Genomic DNA, 14,744 nt, shown 5'->3' with positions numbered 1-14,744 from the left:
ACTCCGCCGCCGGTCGCCCCAGGATTGCGCCTTTCTGCAAAACCTAAATGCCCGGGTCACCGACCGACGAGGTAATGAACGGCAATCGATTCGGCCGACTCTTCCAGGTCACCACCTACGGCGAGAGTCACGGCGACGCCATGGGAGTGACCGTCTCGGGCTGTCCGGCCGGTCTGGAACTCGACGAGGACGACGTACAGGCGGAACTGGACCGGCGCAAACCCGGCCAGTCGATGATAACCACCTCGCGGGGGGAACCCGACGCCGTCGTCATCAACTCGGGGACGCAGGACGGGTACACGACGGGGACGCCAATCGGGATGGTCATCGAGAACAAGGACGCGCGGTCCGGCAAGTACGAACCGTACGTCACCGCGCCGCGCCCGAGTCACGGCGACTTCACCTACTCCGCGAAGTTCGGGACGCGAAACTGGGGCGGCGGCGGTCGGTCCTCCGCCCGCGAGACGGTGAACTGGGTCGCCGCGGGCGCGATAGCGCAGAAGATTCTCGCCGAACACGATATCGAGGTCAAAGCGCACGTCAACCAGATAGGCGACATCGAAGCGCCGCCGGTCACGTTCGAGGAGATGCTCGAACACGCCGAGGAAAACGACGTTCGCTGCGCGCACCCGGAGACCGCAGACCGGATGTTAGAGAAGATAGAGGAGTACCAGAAGGCGGGCGACTCCATCGGCGGGTCCGTCTACTTCGAGGCCCGAGGCGTCCCTCGCGGACTCGGGTCGCCGCGGTTCGACTCGTTCCCCGCGCGCCTCGGACAGGCGATGTTCGCGGTCCCGGCGACGACGGGCGTCGAGTACGGACTCGGCCGCGAGGCCCGCGAGTGGACCGGCAAGGACAGAAACGAAGACTGGGAGTTCGACGAGGAGAGCGACCCGACGCCGGTCGGCAACAAACACGGTGGCCTCCAGGGCGGAATCACGACCGGACAACCCGTCTACGGCGAGGTGTCGTTCCACGCCCCCACGTCCATCCCGAAAGAGCAGACGACGGTCGACTGGGAGACGGGCGAGGAGAAAGAGATCCAAGTCGTCGGCCGTCACGACCCGGTCTTGCCGCCGCGGGCCGTCCCGGTCGTAGAGGCGATGCTGAACCTCACAATCGTCGACTTCATGCTCCTCTCGGGGCGCATCAACCCCGACCGGACGGACGCCCGACCCGGCGAATACGACACCGACTATCACCCGAGTAGTCCGCGAGACGAGTAACGGACCCGAACGTCACGAGATAGTTACTCGGTTTCGAGTAGCGAATTCGGACTCGTAACACGAGGGAAGACGAACGTCTACTTTTCGAGGCAAACTGGGCGTCTCACGTAGACATATTAGGTCTTTCATTATCTTTCCTTGTCAATCCATAGCAAAGGCTTTAATCGCCTCGTAGCGAAAACTTTCGGTAGTGGCCCTCGCGGGCCGTGAGCTCAACATATGACTGACCACGAACTCATCTGGCGCATCGCAGGCGGTTCTGGGGACGGCATCGCCTCGACCAGCCAGAACTTCGCGAAAGCCCTGATGCGGTCGGGGCTCCACGTATTCACGCACCGCCACTACCCGTCGCGCATCCGCGGTGGCCACACGTACACCGAGGTACGGGTATCGGACGAACCCGTCCGGTCGCGCGGCGACGGCTACAACTTCCTCCTCGCTCTGGGCGACTCGTTCGCTCGGAACCCCCAGGAGAACGCCTACTACGGCAACGAGGAGGTCAAACCGCTCTCGGAGAACCTCGACGAACTCCGAGAGGGCGGCGTCATCATCTACGACTCCGGACTCCTCGACACCTCGGAGATAGAGGACTTCGACGAACGAGTCGAGGAGAACGACTGGCACGTCTACGACATCGACCTGCGGACCATCGCGCGCGAACACGGGCGCGAGGTCATGCGTAACACGGCCGGTGTCGCGGTCACGTGCGCTATCGCGGACATCGAACCGCACGTCATCAAGGACCTGATGGCGGACGCGATGCCCGACAAGATTCTCGAACCGAACATGACCGTCTTCGACGACGCGTACGAACTCGTTCAAGAGGAGTACGACGTCGACGCGCCGGACATCTCGGTTCCGGACGGCGAACACGACGAAGAGCAGGTCCTGCTTTCGGGTTCCGACGCCATCGCGTACGGCGCACTCGACGAAGGGTGTCGCTTCATCGCGGGCTACCCGATGACACCGTGGACCGAAGTGTTCACGATCATGTCGCAGAACCTCCCCGAGGTCGGCGGCATCTCCGAACAGGTCGAAGACGAGATCGCCGCGGCGGCACTCGCCATCGGCGCGTCCCACGCGGGCGTCAAGGCGATGTCCGGGTCGTCCGGCGGCGGGTTCGCGCTGATGTCGGAACCGCTCGGCCTCGCTGAGATGACCGAGACGCCGGTCGTCCTCGTAGAGGCGATGCGGGCCGGTCCCTCGACGGGGATGCCGACGAAGCCCGAACAGGGCGACCTCGAACACGTCCTGTACACGTCGCAGGGCGACTCCCACCGCGTCGTCTTCGCGCCCGCAGACGCAGAAGAGGCGTACCGACAGACGCGGCGCGCGTTCCAAATCGCCTACGAGTACCAGATTCCGTCCATCGTCCTCTACGACCAGAAGAACGGCGGCGAACTGCGGAACGTCTCCGCCAGCGTCTTCGACGAGGAGCCGAACCCGGACCTCGGGTCGGTCCTGACGGAAGCGGAACTCGCGGACGCTCCCCACGACCCCTCGGGCAAGTACAACCGGTTCCAACACGAGGGCGAAAGCGGGGTCAGCCCCCGTTCCATCCCCGGACAGAAGGGCGGTCGATACCTCGCGACGGGCAACGAGCACATGCCCGCCGGACACATCTCCGAGGACCCGGACAACCGCGTCTACCAGATGGGTCGCCGGATGGAGAAACTCGACCACATCCGCGCCGAACTCGACGACGACGAGTGGAGCGCGAACACCTACTACGGCCCCGACGAGGCCGAGTACGGTATCATGACGTTCGGCTCCCAGCAGGGAACCGTCGAGGAGGCCGTCGACCGACTCAACGAACGAGGTCACTCGGTGAAGGCGCTCGGCGTCTCCGAGATGGCTCCGTATCCGGTCGATCAGGTCAGCGAGTTCTTAGAGAGCGTCGACGAGTGTCTCGTCGTCGAGATGAACGCCTCGGCGCAGTTCCGCGGTCTGACGCAAAAGGAGACCGGACGCTTCGGCGAGAAGATGTCGAGTCTCCTGAAGTACAACGGCAACCCCTTCGAACCCGAAGACATCGTCGGCGGGTTCGTCACGAGTATCGTCGAGGGCGGAGAGCTCTCCGGCCACGAAACCAAGTTCGTCCCCGCAGCGAGTGACTAAACAATGAGTGCATTCAGCGCCATCGGAGAGGAAACCGAGAGAGACCGAAACGAGTACACGCCCGGCGTGGAACCGCAACCCACGTGGTGTCCGGGCTGCGGCGACTTCGGGGTCCTGAAGGCCCTGAAGGGTGCCGCGGCGGAACTCGGCCTCTCGCCCGAGGAGATGCTCGTCGCGACGGGCATCGGCTGCTCGGGTAAGTTGAACAGCTACTTCGAGAGCTACGGGTTCCACACCATCCACGGACGCGAACTCCCCATCGCCCGCGCCGCCAAACTGGCAAACGACGGTCTGACCGTCGTCGCCGCGGGCGGGGACGGCGACAACTACGGCATCGGTGGGAACCACTTCATGCACACCGCTCGTGAGAACCACGACATGACCCACATCGTGTTCAACAACGAGATTTTCGGCCTGACGAAGGGGCAGACGTCCCCCACGTCGCCGAAGGGTCACAAGTCCAAAACCCAGCCTCACGGCTCGGCGAAGGACCCCATCCGACCGCTCTCTATGTCCCTGAACGCGGGTTCGTCCTACATCGCCCGCACCGCCGCGGTCAACCCGAACCAGGCCAAGGACATCATCGTCGAAGCTATCGAACACGACGGCTTCAGCCACATCGACTTCCTGACGCAGTGTCCGACGTGGAACAAGGACGCAAAGCAGTACGTCCCGTACATCGACATCAACGAGTCCGAGGACTACGACATCGACGTCAACGACCGGCAGTCCGCCTCCGAGATGATGTACGAGACGGAGAACGCGCTCAACGAGGGTACCGTCCTCACCGGTCGGTACTACGTCGACGAAGACCGACCCTCCTACCAACAGGAGAAACGTCGCATCGGCGAGATGCCCGAAGAACCGCTCGCAGAGCGCTACTTCGACGAGGACTACGAGTGGGAACGTTCCCACGACATGTTCCTCGACAAGCACAAGTAACGGCGCGGTTCGGGGCGTCGCCGCCCTCGGAGAACCGTTTTCCGTCGGATGCAGAACCGCTTTCGCATTCGCAAGATATTTTTTACGTGGCGCGAAATTCGATGGCATGGAAGCCACATCTACGCAGGGGCGAATTCTCTCCGTCTTGGAGGACGACGCCCAGGCGTCGTACGCCGAGATAGCCGACAGGGCGGACGTCTCGAAACCGACGGTGCGAAAGTACATCCAGCAACTCGAAGACGAGGGCGTCATCGTCGGCTACTCCGCCGACGTGGACCCGAAGAAACTCTCCGGGCAGTCTATCGCCATCGTCGGCATCGACGTCTCCTCGGACAGTTACGTCGAAGCGACGCGCGAACTGAAGGAGTTAGAGTCCGTAGACGCTCTCTACACCTCGTCTGGCGACCACATGCTGATGGCCGAAGTCCGCGCGGCGGACGGCGACGCCCTCGGCGACGTGATTTCGGAGTCGATACTCGATATAGATGGCGTCACCGCCGCCCATCCGTCGTTCCTGCAAGAACGTCTGAAATGACGGGCCGACGTCCGCGCCGTCTCGCTTGACCCCGACGCAGACCCCGCGTTCGCCCGCGACGACGCAGCCGAGTTCCGAGCGACCACTTTCACTCCGCTTTGGGAACGCTCAGTACCCTCCGGGACGGACCGGCAGATAATGGCGGGCGAGACGCTTCCCGGTGTGGACGACGGCCGCGCGCGCGAGGACCCGCGCGTCGTCCTCCACGTGGATATGGACTGTTTCTACGCCGCCTGCGAACGCCTCCGGGAACCCGAACTCCGCGGGGAACCCCTCGTCGTCGGGATGGGGTACGAGTCCGGCGAGACGTTCGGCGCGGTGGCGACGGCGAGTTACGAGGCCCGCGAGTACGGCGTCGAGAGCGCCCAACCCATCTCTCAGGCTCTCGACCGACTGCCGCGCGTCGAGGCGGCGTCGAACCCGGCGGAAGCGGGCTACTACCGCCCCGTCGACATCGACTACTACGAGTCCGTCGCGGCGGAGGTAAAGGAGATTCTCCACGACTGCGCGGACGTGGTTCGGGAGGTGAGCGTCGACGAGGCGTACCTCGACGTGACCGACAGAACGTCGTGGCAGACGACGCCCGACGGCGACCGGACGCTGGCGGAGGGCTTTGCCCGACACGTGAAACAGCGAATCGGGCGAGAGGTGGGCGTCACCGCGAGCGTCGGCGTCGCGCCGAACATGTCCGCCGCGAAGGTGGCGAGCGACCACGACAAACCCGACGGACTCGTCGTCGTCGAACCCGGCGACGTCCGCTCGTTTCTCGACCCCCTGTCCGTCGAGGAGGTACACGGCGTCGGCCCGGTGACGGCCCGCGCACTCGACGAGATGGGCGTCGAGACGGCCGGTGACCTCGCGGCGGCGGACCCAGAGGAGATAGCGTCGACGTTCGGGGCCCGCGGCAGGGAACTCCACAGTCGCGCCCGCGGCGTCGACGACAGGGAGGTGACGCCCGCGGGGCGGCCGAAGAGTCTCTCGCGGGAGTCCGCGTTCGCCGAGGCGACGGCGGACGACGAGAAGAAACGCGAGGTGGTGTCGGCTCTCGCGGCGGACGTGGCCGAACGCGCCCGGAACCGCGGCGCGATGTACCGCACCATCGGCATCAAGGTAATCGTCCCGCCGTACGACGTGAACACGCGCGAACGGTCGCTCTCGGGGCCGGTGGACGAACCGGCACTCGTCGAGGACGTCGCGTTCGACTTGCTCTCGGAGTTCGAAGACGACGCCGCGCGGAAAGTGGGCGTCCGCGTCTCGAACCTCTCGTTTACCGACGCGGACCAGTCGAGTCTCGACGGGTGGGAGTCTGCCGCGGCGGAGTCGGCGTCGGACGGCGAACGTTCGACCGGCACGGAGAAAGACCGAACGGAGTTCGACGACTCGGCCGAATCGCCGCCGACGCTGACCGACTTCGACGCCGAGGCGGACGGCGACGCGAACGCGGACGGGGGCGAGGACGCAGACGGCGCGGCGGAGGCGGACTCGCGCGACGGACAGGCGTCGTTGGGTCGGTTCGAGTAGCGCCCCGGCGCGTCTGACGGGCGGCAGACGGGAAGGGAGGAACTATGAGGCGCGACGGTGACGCGTCGGTAGATGACGGAGGATACCGAGACCATCACCGTCGCGGACATAAGCGAGGGCCCCGGCGGCAAGGGGGACGCCGAACCGGGAACCGAGGTCGATCTCCCGGTCGTGGACATCCTCACGGGCCGCGGGTTCGTGACCGGAAAGTCCGGGTCCGGGAAGTCGAACACCGCGTCGGTGATGATAGAGAAACTGCTGTCGAACAACTTCCCCGTGCTCATCGTGGACACGGACGGGGAGTACTACGGTCTCAAAGAGCAGTTCGAGTTGCTCCACGCCGGCGCGGACGACGAGTGCGACATCCAAGTGAGCGCCGAACACGCCGAGAAGATAGCGGCGTTGGCGCTCGAACAGAACGTCCCTATCATCCTCGACGTGTCGGGCTACCTCGACGAGAGCGACGGCAAGGAACTCGTCACCGAGGTTGCGAAGAACCTCTTTGCGAAAGAGAAGAAGCTGAAAAAGCCGTTCTTGATGCTCGTAGAGGAGTGCCACGAGTACATCCCCGAGGGCGGAGGGATGGACGAAGCGGGGAAGATGCTCATCAAGATAGGCAAGCGGGGCCGCAAACACGGCCTCGGCATCGTCGGAATCAGTCAACGGCCCGCCGACGTCAAGAAGGACTTTATCACCCAGTGCGACTGGCTCGTGTGGCACCGACTGACGTGGCAAAACGACACGAAAGTCGTCGGGCGAATCTTGGGCTCGGAGTACGCCGACGCGATAGAGGAGATGGGCAACGGCGAGGGTTTTCTCGTGACGGACTGGTCCGAGACCATCCGCCGCGTCCAGTTCCGGAAAAAGCGGACGTTCGACGCCGGGGCGACGCCCGGACTCGACGACTTCGAACGACCCGACCTGAAGTCCGTCGACGGCGACCTCGTCTCGGAACTCGAACACATCTCGGACGAGAAGGCGCGCCGAGAGAGCAGACTCGCGGACCTCGAAAAAGAGATAGAGAAGAAGGAAGCGAGGATTCGCGAACTCGAACGGGAACTCGAAGAGGCCCGGGACCTCTCGAACATGGCCGACCAGTTCGCGCAGGCGATGTTCCAGAAGGCGGAAGCGCCGTACCGCGGCGGCGAGGGTCGGAATCTGAACCGACCGACGGACCACCAGGCCGCACTCGGTGAGTACGAGGGATCGGACGACTCGACGGAGGCGACGGATGCGGAGTCGGTAGACGAAGAACCGGACGCCTCGGACGCCGAGGCGGTCGAAGACGACGTCGTCGCGTCCGCGGCCGCCGGTGCCTATCCCGGACTCGACGCGACGGCGGGCGGCGACTCCGAGACCGAGTTCGGCGGCGACGAACCGCGTTCGTCGGCCCGCCAGACCGCCTCCGGCGACGTCGACCCCGAACGAGCCCACGAGAACCTCGCGGGCCTGACCGGCCGACAGGACGTTATCGACCGTCTCCGAAGCGTCGTGCGTTCGATGCATCCCGTCTCCCGCCGGATGCTCGCGTTCTACCGAGAGGCCGACGCCTGCGACCCGGTGGACGCCCACGTCGCCGCCGGGCAGGTGGGCAACAAACACCTCGCGTACGGTCGGAACGGTCCCCTCCGACGCGCCGGGTTCGTCGAACACGTCGGTCGCGGACGCTACGCCTACGCGCTTCCGGACCTCGTCCGAGAGGAGTTCGCCGACCGGTTGGACGACGAGGAACTCCGCGACGTCGTCACCGCCGTCGAACGGTCGTTCGTCGCCGCGGCGGAGGACGGCGAGGAGAGCGACGCCGCCGACGCCGAGGCGGACGACTGACCGCGGCCATTCGGTCGTTCAGTCGTCGGCCGAGACGGTAACCGTCCGGTCCGATCGGACGGTCACGACGCATCCCGCGTACCGGAACTCTACCTGACTACCCGGTCGAGAGTCCGTAAAGAGCGCGTTCAGAGCGTCGGGGTCGATCGCACGGGCCAACGGCGGAAGTTCGAGCGGTGGCGTTTCGACCGCGGCGCTGACCGCCTCGACGACTGCGAAACTCACCGATGTCTCTCCATCGGCCGCGGATGTCGACGAACTGTCGACTGTTGACATACTACAGCCAGTACATCTATCGGGATATAAGGCTACGTCAGACGTTCTGTTCTCGTGTTGTATCCGTTGTATAATTCGCGTCGCACCGCACCGGAATCTCCGTTCGCTCCGAAACGGGGCGGAGAGACCGAGAGCGGTCGATGTCCGTCTACAGCGGTTCGACCAGGTCTTCGAGGGCCGCGCGTGGGTCGTCGGCCTTCGCGACGCCCGAGGCGAGTAGGATACCGGTCGCACCGAGGTCACCGGCGGCGTCCACGTCGTCGCCGGAGGAGATGCCCGCGCCGCAGAACACCTCGACGTCTTCGTCGACGTGTCCGGCCGCGGCGACGGCGTCCTCGACGATGTCCGGGTCCGCAGAGGAGACGGAGACGTCGCCGCCGATGAGTTCCGGCGGTTCGACGGCGACGGCGTCGGGGCCGAGGGCCGCGGCGGCACCTATCTGCGCCGGGTTGTTCGCACAGACGCAGGTTTCGAGTCCCGCGCGTTCGGCGGCGCGGACGGAGCCGTCGATGTCGGCGAGTTTCAGACGCTTCTCGGAGTGGTTGACGAGCGTTCCCTCCGCACCGGCTTCCGCGACTGCCTCCGAGAGGGTGCTTCCGGTGTGGCTTCCGTAGTCGTTCGGGTCGACGTGTTGGGCCCACGTCTCGACGCCCGTCTCGGCGACGCGCGCGATATCCGCTGCCTGCGGGGAGACGGCGATGCGGACGCCGGACTCCTCGGACACTTCGCGGGCCGCGGTGGCTACTTCGACGGGGTCACACGGGTACGCCTTGAGATTGACGAGGATGAACACGTACGCTAGTCCCGTCTCCGCCGAGAAATAGGTTAAGCTTCGCCGCCGGACTCGCGGCCGAGATGTCGGCCGTCCGCCGCCGCGTCACCTCGCTACCGGATCAGTTCGAATTCGATGAGGTGCCGTTCGTCGTTCGCCGCCTGGTGCTTTTCTTGGTAATCGAGGACGTCCTCTATCTCCTCCATCTTCCATCTGACACTACACTCGGAGCAAGTAACCACGTAGGTCATCGGACATCCATCTGGCGGAACACTCCTGCGCCACGCACTTCATCGGCGGCGTTTACCCGCAGAATCAACACACGCGGTCCGGCCACTCCGCCCGCCTCGTTCGCGCCGGCGACGTCGACGTCGCTCTCCGAGGAGTCGAGTACCGAAAGAAGACACCGACGCCGAACCGCCGCGTCAGTCCTTGCGTTTGACCACGTCGCCGAGCGTCGTCGTCGTCGAGGACCCGCCGGACCACTCTTCTTCGTCGTCGTCGGAGCCCTCGACCAGAGAGATTCCGAGTTTCTGTTCGAGTTTCTTTCGGACGGAGTCCGGAGGGAGGATGTCGCCGCGTTCGAGTTTGCGGATGAGACTCGCCTTCTCGTTGAGCGAACTCGCGAGTTCCTCTTGACTTTGGCCGCGTCCCTCGCGGGCCTCCCGGATTCTGTCGTCGTAATCCGCCGCGATTTCGTCCATGTCGTCGAACATGTCCCGGCGGCGGCGGTTCGACCCGCCGGAACTGCTCGCGGTTCCGCCTGAGGAACCGGACGAGGTGGACGACGAACTCGACGTGGAGTACTTCGTCGACGCCGAGGACGAACTCGACTCAGTGCGGACCTCAGTACCGAACTCGGCGCAGTCGTCACAGAGTTCGAGTTCGGCCCCTTCTACCTTGACCGTCTTCAGCGACGGTCGCTCCTTGCCGCACATCTCGCATTGGGGCATACCCTCTCATAGCCGAGGGCGCGATATAAAAGGCACGACGCGGGACGTTCCGACCTGCGGTCTCAGAGGTCGCTCATCGCGCCCCAAAAACGCTGGAGCGCGGTAAAGTGGCCGATGATCGCGAAAAAGCCCAACAGCAGTTCGACGACGTGAACGCCGCCGACGCTTTGGACCGCCGCGGCGACGAACCCGGCGATGCCGATGAGAGCCAAGCGGTCGGCGCGTCCGACGAGTCCGCCGTACTCCCGGCCGAGTCCGACCGCCTGTATCTGCGTCCCGAGATAGGAGGTCATCAGGACGCCCGTGACGGCGGCGAGTCCGAGGGCCCACGTTCCGATACCGGCGGCGAGGCCGACGAGCATGGCGATGTCGGCGTATCGGTCGAGGACGTGGTCCAAGAGGTCACCGCCTTTGCTATCGACGCCCTGTGCTCGCGCGAGTGCGCCGTCCACGAGGTCAAGCCAGCCGTTGAGAAAGACGAACACGCCGCCGAGGGCGTACCAAAGCGGTTCCGCGACGGCGAACGCGCCCCCCGCGGCGACGGCGAACCCGAACGCGACGACGCTCACGCCGTCCGGCGAGAGACCGAGTCGGTCCGCGGCGGTGACGAACGGGTCGAGCAGTCGGTCCGCGACCGAGCGGTACTGGTCGAGCGTCATAGGTACTCGATGAAGTCGACGACGCCGACGCGCGGTTCGGACTCGCCCTCGATTGCGGCGACGACGTCCGTCGCGACGTCCTCGGGGTCTCTGTCGGTCGTGTCTATCTCGTAGATCGTGTCCCCGCCGAACCGTTCGACCGTCTCCGCGAGGACAACGTCGAGCGCTTCGCTCTCCGCATTTTCTCGGGCTTTCGCCTCGCTCTCGCCGCGTTCTCGGAGTCGGCGTTCGAGTTCCTCCGGATGACAGCGCAGGACGACTGCGATATCGGCGTCGAAATGGTGTGCGAGGTGCGATTCGAGGACGCCGTCCCACTCGCCCAACCACTCTTCGACGGCGTCTAGGTCGGTGACGAGCGAATCCCGTTCCGCGTCGCGTTCGGTGTACAGTTCCTCCTCGCGGATGGCGTCGTTGAGGTGAATCACGTCGACCCCGGTCCGTTCGGCGACTATCTCGCCGACCGTCGTCTTCCCGGTTCCGGGCGTGCCGGTGAGTGCGACGCGGGTCACGCCCGCGTCTCCCCCGCGGTAACGTCCTCGATTACGTCGTTCAGCACGTCGACGGCCCGCCTCGTCTCCTCGCGCGTGCCGCAGGAGACGCGGACGCAGTCGGGGAGTCCGAAACTGGTGGTGTCGCGGACGATGACGCCGCGGCGTTTCGCCGCCTCCGCGACGGCCGTCCCGTCGCCGACGTCCGCGAGGACGAAGTTCCCGCCGGAGGGCCACGTCGGCGCGTCGAGTTCCTCGCGGTAGTACTCCCGCGCCCACGCCGCCGTCTCGACCGTCTTCTCGACGTGTTCGTCGTCGTCGAGGGCCGCGAGGGCGGCGCGGCAGGCCAGTTCGTTCGCCGCGAAGGGGGTGTTCACCCGCGCGTAGGCGTCGGCCCACGCCTCCGGGACGACGGCGTAGCCGATTCGCAGTCCCGCGAGGCCGTACGCCTTCGAGAACGTGCGCGTGACCGCGAGGTTGTCGAACTCCGAGAGGAGGTCTATCGACGACGGTTCTTCGGCGTACTCGCCGTACGCCTCGTCCGCGACGACGAGGGTGTGGTCCGCGACGGAGTCGAGCAGTTCGACCAGTTCCTCGCGGGGCAGTACGGACCCCGTCGGGTTGTGCGGCGTCGTCACGTAGACGATTCGTTCGCCGTCGTAGGCGTCGAGAACGGCGGCGGCTGTCTGAGCGAAGTCGTCGGCCTTCGAGACTGTGTACTCGGCGACGTCGCCGTGGTGGTACCGCGCCGACATCGCGTAGTACGCGAACCCGGGCGTCGGCGTCAGGACGCGGTCGTTCGGTTCGAGAAACGCCCGCGATAGGTAGTCGAGTGCGCCGTCCGCGCCCGGACTCACCCACACCTGTTCCGGCGTGACGTCCCACGTCGCCGCCAGTCGGTCCGTGAGGTCGGTGTGCGACGTCTTCGGGTAGACGTTCACGGCGGGGGCGGCGTCCTCGACTGCGGCCACCGCGGCGGGCGACGGCCCCCGCGGGTTCTCGTTCGACGATAGTTTCGTCAACTCCGCCGCGTCCATCCCGAGTTCGCGGGCCACCTCCTCGGCCCCGCGCCCGGGGACGTACGCCTCGTGCGCGGAGAGGTCCCTCGGCATCATATGGTCGAACGATACTTCCGGCGGTTCTTAAGGATGCTTACACCGGACGCGCGGTGCTACTCCTCGCGGTACGACGCGGGGACGTACTGGCCGAACTGCGGGGCAGACGAGAGGGAGTCGGGAACGAAAAGCGGGTCGCCGCCGGGTCGGAACTCGCCGATCAGTCGCTGTCCGGTCGGGCCGGTGAGAAAGCCGACGTACAGCATGGCGAGTTCGTACCGAGCGTCGTGTTCCGCGGGGTTGACCGGGACGACGCCGTACTCGTTTCTGAGGAGTTCCGCCCCGCCGCCGAGTGGCCCCTCCACGAACGCGTCGAGGCCGGTGTCCTCCCGAAAGACGCGGTACGTCCCCCGGTCGGTCAGCGTGTACGCGCCGCGCCGTCCGGCCTGCCTGAGGGTGTCGCCCATCCCGTCGCCCGTCGCTTGGTGCCACTGTCCGCCCGGCGCGGCGTCGCTCCGGTCCCAGATGCTCCTCTCTCGCCGGTGGGTTCCCGACTCGTCGCCCCGAGAGAGAAACAGCGACTCCGTGCGGGCGATTCGCTCGAACGCGGCGACGGGGCCCTCGACTCCGGAGAGACCGGCGGGGTCCGCCGCGGGACCGACGACGAGAAAGTCGTTGTGCATCAGAGACCGGCGGTTGACGCCGTGGCCCGCCCGGAGAAAGTCGTCTTCGGCCCCTCTGGCGTGGGCCAGAACCACGTCCGCGTCGCCGTCGCGCCCCCGCCGAAGGGCGGCCCCCGTCCCGAGAGAGAGCACTTTCACCCGGAGACCGAACCGCTCTCGGAGCGTCGGGTGGAGGGCGTCCAAGAGGCCCGTATCGTACGCCGTCGTCGCCGTCGCCAGCGTCAGCGTCAGCGTGCGCGCCTCCGCGCTCTCGTCCGTCTTCGACCCGCCCGAGAGGTCGTTCGACCGGCTTCCGCCGTCGTCACCGAGACATCCCGCCGCCGAGACGACTCCGGACGCTCCGAGCGTTTCGAGATACCGGCGTCGTCGCATACGACGAGGTGCGACGGAGAGGACAAGTGTATTTGGTTTCGATACGGGAGTGTAGTAACCGACGTCGGTTACGTCCGGACGGGCGGTCAGTACAGTCGGTCTATCGCCAGACCCGCCACGAGAAGGACGAGGACGCCCGGGAGGACGGCGACGCCGACGTCCACGGGATAGCCGAGGTTCCACGCGAGGACGACGACTTGGACGTAGGCGAGAAACGACGAGAGGAGGAGGCCGAACGCCGGCGGAACGTCTTCGGTTCCCGCGACGGAGGAGACGCCGCGGACGAACACGAGCGTTCCGGCTCCGACGACAGGGAGGAGGAAGACGCCGACGAGAGGCGAGGTGAAACTGTCGGGCGCGCCGGAGGTGCCGAAGTGGATGGCGAACCGGTCCGGAAGCGAAGAGAGGAGGACGACGCCGAGAACCGCGCTGGCGGCGAGGACGGCGACGCTGAGGGCGTCGTACTGGCGGGGGGTCATAGTCGGCGTACGCCGCGCGGACAGATGAGTTCTGTGACGGTACTGTCTCGCGTTACGGAACGCGCACGTCGTGTTCGAGGACGCCGACGCCTTCGACTTCGACTTCGACCCTGTCGCCGTCCGAGAGAGGGCCGACGCCCTCGGGCGTCCCCGTCGAGATGACGTCGCCGGGTTCGAGCGTCACGTACTCCGTAATCTCCGCTATCAACTCCGGAATCGAGAAGATGAACGCGTCGATGGAGGAGGACTGCTTCGTCTCGCCGTTCACGCGCAGTTCGACGCTCGCGTCGTCGGGTACCTCGTCGGGCGTCGCGAGAACCGGGCCGAGGGGAGCGCTGTTGTCGAACGCCTTCCCGCGGACCCAGTTTTGCTCTCTTGCTTGGTCGTCTCGGTTCGAGATGTCGTTCATGCAGGTGACGCCGGCGACGTAGTCCATCGCCTCGTCCTCCGTGACGTTTCGGCACTGCTCGCCGACGACGACGGCCAGTTCCGCCTCCCACTCGACCCGTTCTTTACCGGCGGGGAGCGTCACGGTATCACCGTGGGCGGCCAGCGCGTTCGGCGGTTTGAGAAACAGGAGCGGTCGGTCCGGCACGTCCTCGTTTCGCTCTGCTGCGTGTTTCGCGTAGTTGCGCCCGACGCAGACTATCTTCGTCGGTTCGGCCGGCGGAAGCACGTCCACCTCGTCTACCGCGTACGTCTCGCCGCCGAACGAGATGCGATGCGTCTCGTCAACGTCGTCGTGCCACTCGCCGCGCCGGACGGACCCCGCAGGGTCCCGAAACCGTACCTGATGCATGACCGGTCCGTCTCGGTCCCTCGGCTTCGTTCTTTCCCT

General features: G+C 65.9%; 15 protein-coding genes. 6 read left to right on the top strand and 9 right to left on the bottom strand.

What is annotated here, in order from left to right:
- Positions 1-74: 74 nt before the first annotated feature.
- From aroC to BM167_RS06445, 6 genes are all read left to right on the top strand, one after another.
- The gene (aroC, locus tag BM167_RS06470) at positions 75-1,226 is read left to right on the top strand and encodes a chorismate synthase (protein WP_092891134.1); all 1,152 of its coding nucleotides are present in this window, start codon (positions 75-77) and stop codon (positions 1,224-1,226) included.
- 219 nt (positions 1,227-1,445) lie between these two features.
- Positions 1,446-3,344 carry a 2-oxoacid:acceptor oxidoreductase subunit alpha gene (locus BM167_RS06465; RefSeq protein ID WP_092890423.1) on the top strand — a complete coding sequence of 633 codons (1,899 nt, stop codon included), beginning with the start codon at positions 1,446-1,448 and terminating at the stop codon, positions 3,342-3,344.
- Positions 3,345-3,347: 3 nt separating this feature from the next.
- Complete coding sequence (locus tag BM167_RS06460; protein ID WP_092890420.1) at positions 3,348-4,286, top strand: thiamine pyrophosphate-dependent enzyme; 939 nt, start codon at positions 3,348-3,350, stop codon at positions 4,284-4,286.
- Positions 4,287-4,392: 106 nt separating this feature from the next.
- Entirely contained in the window at positions 4,393-4,821 is a 429-nt protein-coding gene (gene lrpA1, locus BM167_RS06455; protein ID WP_092890417.1) for an HTH-type transcriptional regulator LrpA1, read from the top strand.
- Between the two features lie 138 nt (positions 4,822-4,959).
- Positions 4,960-6,342, top strand: coding sequence for a DNA polymerase IV (gene dinB / locus BM167_RS06450; protein ID WP_092890414.1), 1,383 nt, complete (start codon positions 4,960-4,962; stop codon positions 6,340-6,342).
- 72 nt (positions 6,343-6,414) lie between these two features.
- Positions 6,415-8,169 carry an ATP-binding protein gene (locus BM167_RS06445; RefSeq protein ID WP_092890411.1) on the top strand — a complete coding sequence of 585 codons (1,755 nt, stop codon included), beginning with the start codon at positions 6,415-6,417 and terminating at the stop codon, positions 8,167-8,169.
- A gap of 18 nt (positions 8,170-8,187) precedes the next feature.
- Here BM167_RS06445 and BM167_RS06440 read toward each other — a convergent pair whose 3' ends face one another.
- From BM167_RS06440 to BM167_RS06400, 9 genes are all read right to left on the bottom strand, one after another.
- Complete coding sequence (locus BM167_RS06440; RefSeq protein WP_092890408.1) at positions 8,188-8,445, bottom strand: DdfA family disk-determining factor; 258 nt, start codon at positions 8,443-8,445, stop codon at positions 8,188-8,190.
- A gap of 148 nt (positions 8,446-8,593) precedes the next feature.
- A complete protein-coding gene (gene tpiA / locus BM167_RS06435; protein WP_092890405.1) occupies positions 8,594-9,238 on the bottom strand; it encodes a triose-phosphate isomerase in 645 nt (214 codons plus the stop codon).
- Between the two features lie 404 nt (positions 9,239-9,642).
- Positions 9,643-10,170 carry a multiprotein bridging factor aMBF1 gene (locus BM167_RS06430; protein ID WP_092890402.1) on the bottom strand — a complete coding sequence of 176 codons (528 nt, stop codon included), beginning with the start codon at positions 10,168-10,170 and terminating at the stop codon, positions 9,643-9,645.
- 62 nt (positions 10,171-10,232) lie between these two features.
- Positions 10,233-10,829, bottom strand: a complete 597-nt coding sequence (locus tag BM167_RS06425) for a CDP-alcohol phosphatidyltransferase family protein (RefSeq protein ID WP_092890399.1) — start codon at positions 10,827-10,829, stop codon at positions 10,233-10,235.
- Complete coding sequence (locus tag BM167_RS06420) at positions 10,826-11,338, bottom strand: adenylate kinase family protein (protein WP_092890395.1); 513 nt, start codon at positions 11,336-11,338, stop codon at positions 10,826-10,828. The genes BM167_RS06425 and BM167_RS06420 overlap by 4 nt, the downstream gene beginning before the upstream one ends.
- Entirely contained in the window at positions 11,335-12,432 is a 1,098-nt protein-coding gene (hisC, locus tag BM167_RS06415; protein WP_092890392.1) for a histidinol-phosphate transaminase, read from the bottom strand. The genes BM167_RS06420 and hisC overlap by 4 nt, the downstream gene beginning before the upstream one ends.
- A 56-nt stretch (positions 12,433-12,488) precedes the next feature.
- The gene (locus BM167_RS06410; RefSeq protein ID WP_092890389.1) at positions 12,489-13,427 is read right to left on the bottom strand and encodes an ABC transporter substrate-binding protein; all 939 of its coding nucleotides are present in this window, start codon (positions 13,425-13,427) and stop codon (positions 12,489-12,491) included.
- Positions 13,428-13,513: 86 nt separating this feature from the next.
- Entirely contained in the window at positions 13,514-13,906 is a 393-nt protein-coding gene (locus BM167_RS06405; protein ID WP_092890386.1) for a DUF1648 domain-containing protein, read from the bottom strand.
- A 52-nt stretch (positions 13,907-13,958) separates the two neighbouring features.
- A complete protein-coding gene (locus tag BM167_RS06400; RefSeq protein ID WP_092890383.1) occupies positions 13,959-14,705 on the bottom strand; it encodes a fumarylacetoacetate hydrolase family protein in 747 nt (248 codons plus the stop codon).
- Positions 14,706-14,744: the final 39 nt, after the last annotated feature.

This window comes from Halopelagius inordinatus (assembly GCF_900113245.1).
Lineage (GTDB): Archaea > Halobacteriota > Halobacteria > Halobacteriales > Haloferacaceae > Halopelagius > Halopelagius inordinatus.
Note: the sequence above shows the minus strand (reverse complement) of the source record. Positions and strands in the feature narration are given on the sequence as shown.

Excerpts from the sequence above, each read along its gene's own strand:
- aroC (WP_092891134.1), top strand. The coding sequence starts at position 75 with ATGAACGGCAATCGATTCGGCCGACTCTTCCAGGTCACCACCTACGGC.
- BM167_RS06465 (WP_092890423.1), top strand. The coding sequence starts at position 1,446 with ATGACTGACCACGAACTCATCTGGCGCATCGCAGGCGGTTCTGGGGAC.
- BM167_RS06460 (WP_092890420.1), top strand. The coding sequence starts at position 3,348 with ATGAGTGCATTCAGCGCCATCGGAGAGGAAACCGAGAGAGACCGAAAC.
- lrpA1 (WP_092890417.1), top strand. The coding sequence starts at position 4,393 with ATGGAAGCCACATCTACGCAGGGGCGAATTCTCTCCGTCTTGGAGGAC.
- dinB (WP_092890414.1), top strand. The coding sequence starts at position 4,960 with ATGGCGGGCGAGACGCTTCCCGGTGTGGACGACGGCCGCGCGCGCGAG.
- BM167_RS06445 (WP_092890411.1), top strand. The coding sequence starts at position 6,415 with ATGACGGAGGATACCGAGACCATCACCGTCGCGGACATAAGCGAGGGC.
- BM167_RS06440 (WP_092890408.1), bottom strand. The coding sequence starts at position 8,445 with ATGTCAACAGTCGACAGTTCGTCGACATCCGCGGCCGATGGAGAGACA.
- BM167_RS06430 (WP_092890402.1), bottom strand. The coding sequence starts at position 10,170 with ATGCCCCAATGCGAGATGTGCGGCAAGGAGCGACCGTCGCTGAAGACG.
- BM167_RS06425 (WP_092890399.1), bottom strand. The coding sequence starts at position 10,829 with ATGACGCTCGACCAGTACCGCTCGGTCGCGGACCGACTGCTCGACCCG.
- hisC (WP_092890392.1), bottom strand. The coding sequence starts at position 12,432 with ATGATGCCGAGGGACCTCTCCGCGCACGAGGCGTACGTCCCCGGGCGC.
- BM167_RS06410 (WP_092890389.1), bottom strand. The coding sequence starts at position 13,427 with ATGCGACGACGCCGGTATCTCGAAACGCTCGGAGCGTCCGGAGTCGTC.
- BM167_RS06405 (WP_092890386.1), bottom strand. The coding sequence starts at position 13,906 with ATGACCCCCCGCCAGTACGACGCCCTCAGCGTCGCCGTCCTCGCCGCC.
- BM167_RS06400 (WP_092890383.1), bottom strand. The coding sequence starts at position 14,705 with ATGCATCAGGTACGGTTTCGGGACCCTGCGGGGTCCGTCCGGCGCGGC.